We start from the raw sequence: 14,013 nt of genomic DNA, 5'->3' as shown, positions 1-14,013 counted from the left end.
AGAAATTCAACCATCCGCCATTCACCGGACATATCCAGACAACGTTTTTACAGCCGCTCGCGCACCTGGCGCAGCACCCGCTCCACTTCGTTGCGCATGTCGCCGCTGTCCACCACGTGGTTGTTGTTCATGAAGGTGAAGGCCACCAGCCGGCCGCTTTTGGTGCGTAGGTAGCCGCACACGTTGAGGTTGTTGCTGAGGGTGCCGGTTTTGCCCCACACCCAGGGGCCGGTGGCATCGTGGTAGCGCTTGCGCAGGGTGCCCTGGCCGCCGCCGGCCGCCAGCAGACTCAGCAGGCGGCGCTCGGGTACTTCCTGGTGCAGCTTGAGCAGCAGCGCGGTGAGGGTGCGCGGCGTGATGAGGTTGAGGCGCGAGAGGCCGGAGCCATCGACCCAGAAAACCGGGTCGGGCAGGCCGGTGAGCAGGTTTTTGCGGGCGTAGCGAATCACGCGGCCAGTGCTGAGCGAGTCGTGCTTCCCGATTTTGGTGCTGCACATCAGCAGCAGCTGCTCGGCCAGGAAGTTGTCGCTCACGCGCAGCATGCGGCGGTAGAGGGAGTCGACGCGCAGCCCGTTGAGTGTCCGGATAGAGTCCAGCCCCGGCCGGGGCCGCCAGATGGCCCCGGTGGTGGCACGGCGCAGGGTGTCGCCCAGCAGCCGCAGCATCAGCCCGCTGCTGGTCACGAAGGGGGTTTCATCGACCCACTTTTTGGTGGTAGGCAGCACGTAGAAGCGGTTTTCGTGCAAAGCCCGGATGACGTGCGTGTCCTTATCTAGTCCCGGCGTAAGCAAATCTGGGCCGGCCGGCCCCACCAGCGGCGCGAAAAAGCGCGGCAGCACCCGCACCCGCGACTGCGCCGCCAGTCCCGGGCGCACGGCCGCCACGCCCCCAGCGCGGGCCGGCGGGGGCGGCGTGGCGTAAAAGCGCACGGTGTTGCCGTAAATTGGGAAGGCATCGCGCTCAGGCTGGAAATAGTAGCCGTAGTCGTCCCAGGTCCAGCTGGGGCCGAAGGGGGCCACGCAGGCTATGGCGCAATAGGCCAGGCTTTTTTCGGGCCGGTGCAGCAGGAAATTGAAGGCGCGGCGGCTGGGCACGTCGCCGTGCAGCAGGGTGGGGTCGCCGGTGCCCTGGAAAAACAGGGTGTCGTTGCGGCTGAAATAGCGCAGGCTGGGCAGCGAGTCGCCGAGCAGGTGCAGGCCGGTGTAGAAGCTGAACAGCTTCATGTTGCTGGCCGGCGTGAAATACTTGGTTTCCTGAAAGCCGTAGAATGGCCGGGTGCTGTCGGCGTAGGCCAGGCTCATGCCCACCTGGTGCTGGGCTAGCACCGGCGAGGCCGCCAGCAGCGAATCGAGCCAGGGCAGGCGCGGGCCGGGCAGCGGCGCGGCGGCCACCGGTGGCTTCTCGGGAGCCTGGGCGCAGGCCGATAATTGGGTGGTACCAATAGTAAGTAGCAGCAGGAAATAGAGCGGACGTAGCATGGGCCGCAACTTACGCAGCAAACGGGGCTGGGGTGGCTTTTTGGGGGAGAATTTGCGCGTTTAAAATGATAAACAGGCCGTCATGCTGAGCGCAGTCGAAGCATCTCTACCGCGCAACGAATCAGATTTAGTATTGCGGTAGAGATGCTTCGACTGCGCTCAGCATGACGGCCTGCGTGAGGTTATATAAATCAAAATCCCTCCCACTCGGTTGTTGTCAACTTTTCCATCATACGCAGAAAGCAACCGCATATTATGTCCACTAACGCCCTCTTCGCGCCCTTCGCGCTGAAATCCCTCCAACTCAAAAACCGCATTGTGATGGCCCCCATGACCCGCTCCTTCTCGCCCAACGGCGTGCCGGGCGCGGACGTGGCCGCCTACTACCGCCGCCGCGCCGAGGGCCAGGTCGGCCTCATCCTTTCCGAAGGCACGGTGGTCGAGCGCCCGGCCTCGTCCAACGACCCCAACATCCCGCATTTCTACGGCGAAGCCGCGCTGGCCGGCTGGCAGCACGTCATCGACGAAGTGCACGCCGCCGGGGGCAAAATGGGCCCGCAGCTCTGGCACATGGGCGTGATGGCCGAGCACCGCTCGGGCTGGAAGCCGTCGGAAAACTTCGAAGGGCCCTCTGGCCTCATCAAGCCTGGCCAAGCCACCGGCAAGGCCATGACCGAAAACGATATCACTGACACCATCGCCGCCTTTGCCCGTGCCGCCGCCGATACCAAGCGCCTGGGCTTCGACTGCCTGGAGCTGCACGGGGCGCACGGCTACCTCATCGACCAGTTTTTCTGGGCCGGCCTGAACGAGCGCACCGATGCCTACGGTGGCGACAACCTCACCCAGCGCAGCCGCCTCGCCGTGGAATTAGTGAAGGAGGTACGCCGGGCGGTAGGCGAGGATTTCGTCATCAGCCTGCGCCTCTCGCAGTGGAAGCAGCAGGACTACACCGCCAAACTGGCCCACACACCCCAGGAAATGGAAGCCTGGCTCCAGCCCCTGGCTGAGGCCGGCGTGGACATTTTCCACTGCTCGCAGCGCCGCTTCTGGGAGCCCGAGTTCGAAAGCGAAGGCTCCGATTTGAACTTCGCCGGTTGGGTGAAAAAGCTCACCGGCAAAACCACCATCACCGTGGGCTCGGTGGGCCTCTCGGGCGAATTCCTGGCCGGCTTCGCGGGCGAAGCGTCCGAGCCGCAGGGCATTGAGGAGCTGCTGCGCCGGCTCGACCGCAACGAATTCGACCTCGTGGCCGTGGGCCGCCAGCTGATTGTGGACCCGAACTGGGTGGAGAAAATCGAGCAGGGCCGCGCCGACGAGATGGTAGGCTTCAGCCGCGAGGCGCTGCGCACATTGGTGTAATATTCCGGCAGGTGAGCGGGCCGCTTTTCGGGGCTTGAAAAACGTAGAATCCCAGTCGCCCGGCAACGCGGTGGCTGGGATTTTTTGCTATAGAGCGATTCGCAGGAGAGTGTACGATGTAGGGGCGGGGCCTGCCCCCGCCCCTACACCGGCCTGAGCAGCCCATGATGGCCCTGAAACATATTCGCATTTTTTTACAGATATGTTTCAAACCTTGAAACATATTCCTTATTTTTAGTCGAATAAGTTTCAAGCCACTCCCGCTTCATGGCCCGCCCTTCCAATTTCCCCGATTCCCGGCTGGCCGTTATGCGGCAGTACCTGGGCCTGCCGCAGCAGGAACTGGCCGACTTTCTGGGCATCAGCCGTAGCCTGCTGGCCAACCTCGAAGCCAACCGGCGCGCCATGAGTCGGGCGGTGCACGAGCGCGCCGCGCCCCTGCTGGCTCTGGTACCCGATGGCGCGCTGCACTTGGTGCTGGGCATCCCGGAGCCGCCCCCCGCCCTGCCCACCGCGCCGGCCCCCGGCCCCCTCGAAGCCCGCCGCGCCTACTGCGTGTGGCGGGCGGCCAACCTGCGTTACGAGCTACGCTCCCTGCACCAGCGGGCCGCCGTGGGCCTGCGCTGGCAAGCTGCCCTGCCCGCACTGCTGGCTGCCCTGCCCCCGGCCGCGCCCGACCCTGCTCCGCCCGGCGACTGGTCGCGCTTCACCTACCCGCGCGAGCTCGCGCAACTCTGGGCCACCGCCTTCACGCCCGACGATGCGGCCCGTTTTCACCTGCTCCGGTTGCAGGCCGAAGCGCTGGAGACGGAAGCGGCGGCACTGGCCGCGCTCCTCGCGGAGTAGCAACTCCACAACGTACTGAAACCCGAAAGCAGGCGGCGCGGCAGCAGCTGTTTCTGGCGGGGAACGGGCTACTTCAGCACTGCGGCCTCGGGCTGCCCGGCCGATGCGGCGGCCACCGGGGCGGTCCCGAACCGGGCCTTCAGCTCGTCGTAGGCGGCGGGCGAAATGGCCAGGTGCTGCACCACGGTGGCCGTCGATTCGGAGGCTTTGCCTTTGTCGTCGACTTTGGGGGTCACGTTTTCCAGCGTCAGGTACTGGCAGCCGGGGTCGTTGGCCACGCGGTGCAGCTTGAGGCGGGCAAAGGGGGCTACTGCGGACTGCGCTACGTGGGGCAGCAGGGTCCGGAACTGGCCGGTTTCGAGAGAGGCCCGGGTTTGGGCCGCATCGTGGGCGTAGGCAATTGGATGGGCCAGGGCTTCTTCATCGGCCCACTCGTTGGTGAGCTCCGAGAAAGGCTCATCGGCCTGCGAGCTGGCCATCAGGTAAGCCCCGCCGAGTATGATGACCAGCTCAACCACCCACACAAACCACAGAAACGCGCCCGAGGGCGTAGCTCCTTTTAAAGACCAAGTACCCGTTGCGTTGATTTTGTCAATGGCGGCCCACATCGCGGCCGGATGGGTGAGCACATCCCCAAACAGGGCCGCGCTGAACGAGGTGCTGGTATCGGCATCGCGGCCGGTGCCGGTGGTTTCGGTATTGAAGAGCAGCGTGAGGTACACGCTCCACTCCAGGTAGATAGCGGCCAGGCCCACCAACACGGCCAGCACGGCCACACCTTTGGGGCTACGCAGCTTGCCGGCGCGCGCCAGCAGCAGCAAAATCCCGCCCAATACCAACCCAAAACCCAGGCAGATAAAGAAGTTGATGTAGACAAACGGAATGTACCAGACGGCATATATGTAGACGAATGCCAGCACGGCCGCCGCCAGCACACCACCCAGCAAAAACAGTAGCACGCCCCCAAGGGGCATTTTATTGGAAGGCTGGTAATAAAGACTCATGCGAAAGGGAAGAGGTGAAAGGAAACCGGCCGCAATAAACGAATAACGCCGGGCCGCCACAGCGGCTCGTGCCCTTCAGTGCAACAGCGCTACCGGGGCTGGCCCCGCCCCTACCGTTCGATGTGCTTCACCTTGGCCTCGTCCAAATCGAGCTGGGCTTCCTGCTGGCGCAATACTTCCTCATCGAACGAGTCGTGGTGGCGCAGGTGCTCCAGCGCCTCGCGCTCCACTTGCAGCACGTCGAGCAGTACCATGTGGTACTGGCGCAGGGCATCGCGGCCCGACTCATCTACTTCCAGCGAATTGAGGGTGCGGGTGGTGAGGCTAACCTCGGTTTCCATGCGCTGCTGGAGGCGGGCCACCAGCTCATTGGCGGCCAACTCGGCGGGGTACTGACGCTTCAGGTGTTTCACGGCGGCGGTGCGCAGGTGCAGGCGCACACCGGCCTCCTGCTCTTCAAGGGGCGTACTATCGTCGCGCTCGGCTATTCTGGTGAAGCGGATGATGGCCGGCAGCGAAAGGCCCTGGAGCACCAGCGTGACCAGAATGACCACGAAGGTGATGAACAGAATCAGGTTGCGCTGCGGAAACGCCTGCCCATCGGCCGCCAGCAGCGGCACCGACAGCGCCGAGGCCAGCGACACCACCCCGCGCATGCCCGCCCAGCCCAGCACCAGCGTGCCCTGCCAGCCCGGACTGGGCTCGCTGTTGCGGATGCTCCGGCTCAAAAAACGCGGAATAAAAGCCGCCGGATACATCCACAGCAGCCGAATCACAATCACCAGCCCGCTCATCAGCAAGCCGTAGGTAATGGCCTGTTGCAAGGAATAATTGCCCAACCCTTCCACCGCAATGGGCAGCTGCAAGCCGATGAGGATAAACACCAGCCCATTGAGCACGAAGCTCACGCTGGCCCATACGCTGTTGGCCTGCAGGCGCGTATTGGCATCGAACACCCGGTGCGATAAATGCGAAAGCAACAGCCCGCCGCTCACCACCGCCAGCACGCCCGAAAAGTGAAATTCCTCGGCCAGCAGGTACATCACGTAGGGCGCCATGAAGGTGAGTACCGTGTTGATGCTGGGCGTGGTGGGCAGGTATTTATGGATGAGGAAAAAGCCATACGCCACGCCCAGCCCCACCACCAGCCCCATGCCGCTGGTCAGCAAAAAGCTGGTGGCTGCCTTCTGCCATACAAACGCCCCCGAAAGCACCGCCAGCAGCGCAAACCGGAACACAATCAAGCTGCTGGCGTCATTAATCAAGCTCTCCCCTTCGAGAATGGCCGTCACCCGCCGGGGCACCTTGATGCCGCGCAGCACCGACGTGGCCGCCACGGCATCGGGCGGCGAAATAATGCCGCCCAGCAAAAACCCCAGCCCCAGTGTGAACCCTGGAATGACGGCCCGCGCCACATACGCCACGATGAGCGAGGTGAACGCCACCAGCCCGAACGCGAGCAGCCCAATGGCTCGCCGCCAGCGCCAGAAGTCTTTCCAGGAAGTATTCCAGGCCGCTTCGTAGAGCAGCGGCGGCAGGAAAATCAGGAAAATCAAATCCGGCGCGATGGCCACGCGCGGCAGGCCGGGCACAAAACTCAGCCCCAGTCCGCCCAGCACCAGGAAAATGGGGTAGGAAATGCCCAGCTTCTGCCCCAGCATCACCAGAAGAAACACGGCGAACAGCAGGCCGAGAATGAGGAGTAAGCTTTCGTGCAGCATAGGGCCGGGACTGGGTTCAACAACCCAAAGAAACGCTAGGCGAAGCAAGTGCGTTGGATAGCTATAGAACGTCATGCAGAGCGCAGCGAAGCATCTTTACCGCAGTAGTAAATCAAATTACTATTGCGGTAGAGATGCTTCGCTGCGCTCTGCATGACGGGCTTATTGTATCAGCCGATGCCCACACCCGGCTCCGTTCACCTGAAATTTCTCTTAGAAATGCCACAGCTTCCGCCCCACCGTCGGGCGCCTGGGCCTATCGAAAAGCACCACGTAGAGCACCCCCAGCAAGGGCGTGAGCAATAGAGCCGTTAGCAGGCGCAGGTGCCAGTAATGCACCGGGGCCAGGCCCCAGGATTGGACGAGGTGATTGATGAAATTTGCCATTAATAAATGTACGCATTTCCCCAATCGTTTGCAATACCAGATGCGGGATGGCGCGTGAGTTGTTGCGGCAACTGCCGTTTGCCACTGGTTTTGGGGTGAGGCACGGACCGAAATAATTCACATTCAGCTTTTCAGGCCGGTGCGGCTGGGCCGCGTGGGTCGTTACTTTGCCCAAAAGTCCTTGTTGCGGATGGCCCAATTCTGCGGCTCCTAACTTTTTATTTCTCTTCCAGTCTTTTACTATGCCTCACTTCTCCCCATTTATTGTTGCACGCCCGGCCCGCCCTCTGGCGACTCTGGGACTGCTGCTGGCCACGGCCGGCGCGGCCCACGCGCAGATGCCGGCACCGGCTAGCTTCGCCATGCCTAGTGTTTATTCAACTGGTGCCTATAGCAGTCCCAGTGATGTTGCTGTGGCCGACTTAAACAACGATGGCCAGCCGGACATCGTGACAGCCAACGGGGGTACCAACGCCGTGGGGGTACTGCTGGGGCAAGCCGGCGGGGGCTTTGCCGCCGTCACCTCTTACTCAGCCGGCACCAACAGCCAGCCCGCGAGTGTGGCGGTGTCCGACGTGAACGGCGACGGCCGCCCCGACATCGTGACGGCCAACCTCATTGGCAGCTCAGCCGGGGTGCTGCTGGGACAAGTCGGCGGGGGATTTGCCGCCGTCAGCACCTACCCTACCGGAGCCAACAGCAACCCACGTAGCGTGGTTGTGGCTGACATAAACCAGGATGGGCGAGTTGACCTCGTAACAGCAAACTACTACAGCAACTCAGCCGGGGTGCTGCTGGGACAGGCCGGTGGGGGATTTGCCGCCGTTAGCACCTATTCGACGGGCATTGGTCCCGCTGGTGTGGCTGTGGCTGATGTTAACAGCGACGGACGGCTGGATATTGTGACATCTAACTACAACAACGGAACCGGCGCCGTGGGGGTGCTGCTGGGGCTGGCCAGTGGGGGATTTGCCGCCGTCAACTCTTACTCGGCTGGCGGTAACTTTCCCAATGATGTGGCCGTGGCCGACGTGAACGGCGATAGCCGATTAGACATCGTGACGGCCAACAACGGAACCGGCACCGTGGGGGTGCTGCTGGGGCAGGTCAGTGGGGGATTTGCTACTGTCAGCACTTATCCCAGCGGCTCTGACCTCCGCAGCGTGGCCGTGGCCGACATGAATGGCGATGGCCGACGGGATATCGTGACGACCAATTCCAGTGCCGGCACCGTGGGGGTGCTGCTGGGGTTGGCCAGTGGGGGATTTGCCGCCGTCAGCAACTACTTAACCGCCACTATTCGTGATTATCCCATTGGCATAGCCGTAGCAGATGTGAATGGTGATGGCCGACTTGATATCGTGGCCGCCAACTCTGGTAATGGCACGGCCGGGGTATTACTCAACACTGGCACTTTTACGCCCCTGGCCGCCGCGCCCGGTGCCGAAGTAGCCGAGGCATCCCTGTTTCCCAACCCGGCGCACGGCGGCTTCAAGGTGCAGCTGCCCGCCGCCCGGGGTGCCGCTTCTGCGCGAGCTGAATTGCTGAATGCGCTAGGCCAGGTAGTGTGTCAGCAAGACGCCGGGCTACTTGCCGACGAAACATTTTCCTTTGCCACCACCGGCCTGGCCCCGGGCTTGTACACCCTGCGGGTGCAGGCCGGCAGCCACACGCTAACCAAGCGCGTGGTGCTCGAATAACTTGCCAACAGCCGATACTCTTACTCTTACTGATAGAAAGCCCCGTTGCCGCTCGGCAGCTGGGGCTTTTTTGGCGATGATGGAGAGCAACCAGAGCCGTAGCGACTCAGGCCATTGCGTATCATAGTGGCTGGCCGGCGCGCAATGGCCGGCGCTTTTCCCCGGCTTCCCAACTTCCGCTGCCGTACTTTTGACTCCCGTCATGCCCGAACGCTCCAACCCCTCCCCCTCCGCGTCGGCAGCGAAATACATTTTCGTTACCGGCGGCGTCACTTCTTCACTCGGCAAAGGAATTATTTCCGCCTCGCTGGCCAAGCTTTTGCAGGCCCGCGGGTTCCGAGTCACCATCCAGAAGTTCGACCCCTACATCAACATCGACCCCGGTACGCTCAACCCGTACGAGCACGGCGAGTGCTACGTGACCGACGACGGGGCCGAAACCGACCTCGACCTCGGCCACTACGAGCGGTTCCTGAACACGCCCACCTCGCAGGCCAACAACGTCACCACCGGCCGCATCTACGACCACGTCATCCGCCGCGAGCGCGAAGGCGCGTTCCTCGGTAAAACCGTGCAGGTAGTGCCCCACATCACCGACGAAATCAAGCGGCGCATGCTATTGCTGGGCCAGAACGGCCAGTTCGACGTGGTCATCACCGAAATCGGCGGCTGCATCGGCGACATCGAGAGCCTGCCCTTCGTGGAGGCCGTGCGCCAGCTCCGCTGGGAGCTGCCCGATGCCGACTCGCTGGTTATCCATCTCACGCTGGTGCCGTATCTGAAAGCCGCTGGGGAGCTCAAAACCAAGCCCACGCAGCACTCGGTGCGCGATTTGCGCGAGGCCGGCCTCCAGCCCGACATCCTCGTCTGCCGCACCGAGCACCCCATGCCGCCCGAGATGCGCCGCAAAATCGCGCTGTTCTGCAACGTCAAAATCAACTCGGTTATCGAAAGCCTCGATGCCGACAGCATTTATTCGGTACCCTTGCTGATGCGCAAAGAGGGCCTCGATGAGCGGGTTATCAAGCGCCTGAAGCTGACCGGCGGCACCTTGCAGCCCGATTTGGAAGCTTGGAAAGACTTCCTCGGCAAGCTGAAAAACCCCACCGAGGAAGTGACCATTGCCCTCGTGGGCAAGTACGTGGAGCTGCCCGATGCCTACAAATCCATCAACGAAGCCTTCGTGCACGCCGGCGCCCAGAACGAGTGCAAGGTGACGGTACGCAGCATTCAATCGGATAACATCACGCCCGAAAACATCGCCGGCCTGCTCCACGGCTGCGACGGCGTGCTGGTAGCCCCCGGCTTCGGCGAGCGGGGTTTTGAAGGCAAAATCGTGGCCGTGCGCTACGTGCGGGAGCACAACATTCCGTTCTTCGGCATCTGCCTGGGCATGCAGGTGGCCGTGGTGGAGTACGCCCGCAACGTCCTCGGAATGCTCGATGCCAACTCGACCGAGATGGACGCCCTCACGCCCAACCCCGTGGTGGCCATGATGGAAGAGCAGAAAAACGTGACCCTGAAAGGTGGCACCATGCGCCTCGGCGCTTACGCCTGCGACCTGCGCCGCGGCTCGAAAGTCGCCAAAGCCTACGCCAAAAACCACATCAGCGAGCGCCACCGCCACCGCTACGAGTTCAATAACCAGTACCTGAAGCAGTTCGAGGACTCCGGCCTGCAAGCCACCGGCACCAACCCAGAAACCGGCTTGGTGGAGGTAATTGAGCTGCCCACGCACCCCTGGTTCGTGGCCGGCCAGTTCCACCCCGAGCTGAAAAGCACCGTGGAGCAGCCGCACCCGCTGTTCGTACGGTTTGTGCGGGCAGCCATCCAACATAGGAAGGGTTAAGTCGTCTGCATCGTCGCGAGTCGCCTGTCATCCTGAGCAGAGCGAAGGACCTTATCACCGCTGAACGGGTTTGCTGTAATGGCAGACAATGAAACGCGATAAGGTCCTTCGCAAGCTCAGGATGACAGGCGACTTCATTCTTCATTCCTAATTCCTCATTCTTCCTTGAGCGCAGCGTTACCTTTGCCCCTTCGCAACCTTTTTTACTAATGGATAGAAATTCAGCAACCGGCCTGTTCCTTATCTCGGCCTTGCTCCTCGTGTACCTGTTCTTCTTCAGCCCGAAGAAAACGGATGAAAAAGCCGCCGGCAAAACCCCGGCTGCTACCACCGCCGCCGCTCAGGCCGGAGCCACCCCCGCCGCCCCCACGGCCCTGGCCCCGGAAGCCGCCCTCGATACCACGTCCGGCGCGGCCAAGGACGTGACCCTTGCCAACGAGAACCTGACCATCACCTTCTCGACCCGTGGTGGCCGCGTGACGGCCGTGCGGATGAATAAGTACAAGACGTTCTTCGGCCAACCGCTCGATTTGTTCGATGCAAAGAGCGCCCGCATGGACACCAAATTCCGCACCGTAGATGGCAAAACCATCAAGTTTTCGGATTTGAATTTCCAGGCCGTGCCTTCGCAGGCGGCCGCTGGTTCGGTGCTCACGTTCTCGGCCCCGGTGGCCGGTGGCAGCATCGTGCAGACGTACTCGCTGCCCGCCAACAGCTTCGAGCTGAAGTACGACCTGCGCCTGCTGGGCCTGGAGCGCACCGTGGCCCAGGAGCCGCTCACCTTCACCTTCGTGGACCAGGTGCGCCAGACTGAGCAGGACCTCAAGCAGAACCGCAACCACACCACCATCAACCACTACCTGGCCGCCGGCGACCAGGGCGCGCTGGCCGAAGCCAGCGAGAAGCCCGAGGAATACAAGGCTGCCGGCCCCGTGAAATGGGCTGCCCACAAACACGATTTCTTCGTGGCCGGCCTCATCGCCGACCAGCAGCCCTTCGCGGGCGGCGCGTTCAACGCCGACGTGGACTTGGCCGATTCTCTGACCATCAAAACGCTGAGCTCGACGCTGACCATTCCGGTGGCGGAGGTGGAGCAGGGCCGCGGCCAGTACCGCTTCTTCTTCGGCCCGAACTCGTTCAACCTGCTGAAGGCCGTGACACCGGAATTCGACCGCAACGTGTACCTCGGCTGGGGCCTGTTCCGCTGGGTGAACCGCTTCGTGGTGCTGCCGGTGTTCCACTTCCTGGAACAGTTCATCTCGTCCTACGGCGTGATTATCGCGCTATTGGTACTGCTAATCAAGCTGGTAACCTGGCCCCTCACCTACAAAACCTACGAGAGTCAGGCCCGCATGAAAGTGCTGAAGCCCGAGATTGACGAGCTGAAAGCCAAGCACGGCGACGACGCTACCAAGGTGCAGCAGGAAACCATGAAGCTGTACCAGGAATTCGGCGTGAGCCCCCTGAGCGGCTGCGTGCCCACCTTGCTCACGCTGCCGATTCTGTTCGCCATGTTCCAGTTCTTCCCGAACGCCATTGAGCTGCGCCAGCAGAGCTTCCTCTGGGCCAAGGACTTGAGCAGCTACGACGTATTCATCAAGCTGCCTTTCTACGTGAAATGGTACGGCGACCACGTTTCCATGTTCACGCTGATGATGACGGCCTCGACCCTGCTCATGACCTGGCAGAGCAACCAGACCAACACGGCCATGCAGGGACCGATGAAGACCTACAGCTACCTGATGCCCATCATCTTCCTGTTCGTACTGAACAGCTTCGCGGCGGGCCTCACCTGGTACTACTTCGTGTCGAACGTCATCACCTTCGCCCAGCAGGCTATCACGAAAACCTTCGTGGACGACACGAAAATCCGCGCCCAGCTCGACGCCAACAAAATCAAGAACAAGGACAAGAAGCCCGGCGGCATCCAGGGCCGCATTGCCGAAGCCATGAAAGCCGCGCAGGAACGCGAGGCCCAGGCCCGCAAGAAGTCGTAATCAGAACGATTGAATAGTTAGAACGTCATGCTGAGCGAAGTCGAAGCATCTCTACCGCAGCAGTAAATAATTACTTTGGCGGTAGAGATGCTTCGACTTCGCTCAGCATGACGTTCTACTGTTTACCCCCAAAACGGTCATTCGAAACGCCAGGCATGGTTTTCGTATGACCGTTTTTTGTTCGCCTAATTTTACGCCTACAATCCCTCACCCCAACCGCCATGCGCCTCCTCTCGCTCCTGCTGTTACTTGGTTTCTTTGGTTTCAGCCTCGTGCTCCCGGCTAATGCTCAGCACACAACCACCAAAAAAGTGAAGGTCAAAAAAGCGGCTAAAAAGACCGTAACCACTACCAAAGTCGTCACACCAACTGCTGCCGGCCCGGTTCTAACCTTCGAGCGCACGCCCTGCTACGGGCGCTGCCCGGCCTACATTATGCAGGTATATGCCGATGGCCGCGTGGCCTACGAAGGCCGCCACTCCGTGCCAATGATGGGCAAGAAAGACCTCAAGCTGCCCGCCAGCGCCGTGGCCGATATGCTGCGCCAAGCCAAAGAGGCACACTTTGAAACCTTCGAGAAAGAATACCGGAGCGGCGCAACCGACCTGCCAAGCACCATCGTCACCATCCGCCAGCCCGACGGCACGCTGAAAAAAGTGACGGCCGAAAACAACGCCCCCGAGAACGTGAAAAACTATTTCACCTACCTCACCACGCAGTTCGACCAGTTGGCCCAATTGAATGGGCTGGAGAAATAGTATAGCCGTAGCGCGAACTACAAAGTCCACGCTACCGGATGCCTTTACCGTGCTGCTTTGGCTTGCGGCTTGAACACCACCCGAAACGCCCGCAGTGCCGCCGGATGATAGATAGTGGCGTGCGTTTCTTCCGGCATCGGCGCGTAGTACCAGTTGCCCAGGCGCGCCGCCTGGGGCCGGACCAGCGCCATTAGGCGGCGCGTGGCGGCCGTGTCACCGTGGATGCTGGTGGCTAGGTACACGGTTGCCATCGGACGGCTTTTTTGCAATAGCGTACCAGCCTGCGCGGCCAGTTGGCCGTTGTTCCACCACAGGCTGGGGTCGAAGGCGAGGTAAGTATTGAACAATTTGGGCTCTAGCAGCAGGGTTTCGACCACGAACAGGCCAGCCAGCGACTCGCCCACGATGGCCGTTTCGGCCGTGGTGCGGTAGCGTTGCTTCACCTGCGGCATCAGTTCCTCGCGGATAAACTGGCGGTAGGCCACCGAGCCGCCCACTTTAGGTGCGATTTTCTTATCCTCAGCATTAGTGGTGGGGCCGGTGAGGTCGCGCCGCCGCTGGGTATTTTCGATGCCGACCAGAATGAACGGCCGCATGGTGCCATTGCCCGTGAGCACCTGCACGAGGCCCGCGACGTGCAGAAAATCCTCCCCTATCCCACCATCAGGCATATACAGCACCGGCAGCCGCACCGTGGCCGAGTCGGTGTAGGCGGGCGGCAAGTACACGTTGATGCGCCGCGTTTCGCCCAGCGCTTTGGATTCGATGGTAAAGGTTTGGCCGATGTTCAGCGGGGTAGCCGCCACGCTTAGAGCCGCCGTTTGCGCTTGGCCCATTCCTGTTGCAGCAGTTGCTATTGCTGCCGTCGCTACTATCATTCGCAGATACCGCATCGTTTGTTCCGTTTTGGT

General features: G+C 61.7%; 11 protein-coding genes. 6 read left to right on the top strand and 5 right to left on the bottom strand.

Annotation, left to right across the window (positions count from 1 at the left end):
- Window positions 1–47: 47 nt before the first annotated feature.
- Window positions 48–1,478, bottom strand: a complete 1,431-nt coding sequence (locus tag AAFH49_RS05840; protein ID WP_342296566.1) for a D-alanyl-D-alanine carboxypeptidase — start codon at window positions 1,476–1,478, stop codon at window positions 48–50.
- Window positions 1,479–1,733: 255 nt separating this feature from the next.
- Here AAFH49_RS05840 and AAFH49_RS05835 point away from each other — a divergent pair, with 255 nt between their 5' ends.
- Entirely contained in the window at window positions 1,734–2,840 is a 1,107-nt protein-coding gene (locus AAFH49_RS05835) for an NADH:flavin oxidoreductase (RefSeq protein ID WP_342296565.1), read from the top strand.
- A 267-nt stretch (window positions 2,841–3,107) separates the two neighbouring features.
- Window positions 3,108–3,686: a helix-turn-helix domain-containing protein gene (locus AAFH49_RS05830; RefSeq protein WP_342296564.1), complete on the top strand. Its 579-nt coding sequence runs from the start codon at window positions 3,108–3,110 to the stop codon at window positions 3,684–3,686.
- A gap of 68 nt (window positions 3,687–3,754) precedes the next feature.
- Here the strand turns inward: AAFH49_RS05830 and AAFH49_RS05825 are convergent, their stop codons facing one another.
- The 3 genes from AAFH49_RS05825 to AAFH49_RS05815 form a co-directional block, all read right to left on the bottom strand.
- Window positions 3,755–4,690, bottom strand: a complete 936-nt coding sequence (locus AAFH49_RS05825) for a hypothetical protein (RefSeq protein ID WP_342296563.1) — start codon at window positions 4,688–4,690, stop codon at window positions 3,755–3,757.
- Between the two features lie 110 nt (window positions 4,691–4,800).
- Complete coding sequence (locus tag AAFH49_RS05820; protein WP_342296562.1) at window positions 4,801–6,411, bottom strand: Na+/H+ antiporter; 1,611 nt, start codon at window positions 6,409–6,411, stop codon at window positions 4,801–4,803.
- A gap of 213 nt (window positions 6,412–6,624) precedes the next feature.
- Window positions 6,625–6,798, bottom strand: a complete 174-nt coding sequence (locus AAFH49_RS05815; protein ID WP_342296561.1) for a hypothetical protein — start codon at window positions 6,796–6,798, stop codon at window positions 6,625–6,627.
- A gap of 242 nt (window positions 6,799–7,040) precedes the next feature.
- On the opposite strand from AAFH49_RS05815, the gene AAFH49_RS05810 reads away from it, so the two are divergent.
- The 4 genes from AAFH49_RS05810 to AAFH49_RS05795 all read left to right on the top strand — a co-directional run bounded on the left by AAFH49_RS05810 (window position 7,041) and on the right by AAFH49_RS05795 (window position 13,102).
- Window positions 7,041–8,498 carry an FG-GAP-like repeat-containing protein gene (locus AAFH49_RS05810; RefSeq protein WP_342296560.1) on the top strand — a complete coding sequence of 486 codons (1,458 nt, stop codon included), beginning with the start codon at window positions 7,041–7,043 and terminating at the stop codon, window positions 8,496–8,498.
- 202 nt (window positions 8,499–8,700) lie between these two features.
- Window positions 8,701–10,347, top strand: coding sequence for a CTP synthase (locus AAFH49_RS05805; RefSeq protein ID WP_342296559.1), 1,647 nt, complete (start codon window positions 8,701–8,703; stop codon window positions 10,345–10,347).
- Window positions 10,348–10,556: 209 nt separating this feature from the next.
- The gene (gene yidC, locus AAFH49_RS05800) at window positions 10,557–12,344 is read left to right on the top strand and encodes a membrane protein insertase YidC (RefSeq protein ID WP_342296558.1); all 1,788 of its coding nucleotides are present in this window, start codon (window positions 10,557–10,559) and stop codon (window positions 12,342–12,344) included.
- A gap of 221 nt (window positions 12,345–12,565) precedes the next feature.
- The gene (locus AAFH49_RS05795) at window positions 12,566–13,102 is read left to right on the top strand and encodes a DUF6438 domain-containing protein (RefSeq protein WP_342296557.1); all 537 of its coding nucleotides are present in this window, start codon (window positions 12,566–12,568) and stop codon (window positions 13,100–13,102) included.
- 44 nt (window positions 13,103–13,146) lie between these two features.
- On the opposite strand, the gene AAFH49_RS05790 is transcribed toward AAFH49_RS05795, so the two are convergent.
- The gene (locus AAFH49_RS05790) at window positions 13,147–13,938 is read right to left on the bottom strand and encodes an alpha/beta hydrolase (protein ID WP_342296556.1); all 792 of its coding nucleotides are present in this window, start codon (window positions 13,936–13,938) and stop codon (window positions 13,147–13,149) included.
- Between the last annotated feature and the right edge of the window lie 75 nt (window positions 13,939–14,013).

This window comes from Hymenobacter segetis, from assembly GCF_038448715.1.
Classification (GTDB): domain Bacteria; phylum Bacteroidota; class Bacteroidia; order Cytophagales; family Hymenobacteraceae; genus Hymenobacter; species Hymenobacter segetis.
The sequence above is the reverse complement of the archived record's forward strand: the minus strand, read 5'-3'. Positions and strand labels throughout refer to the sequence as shown.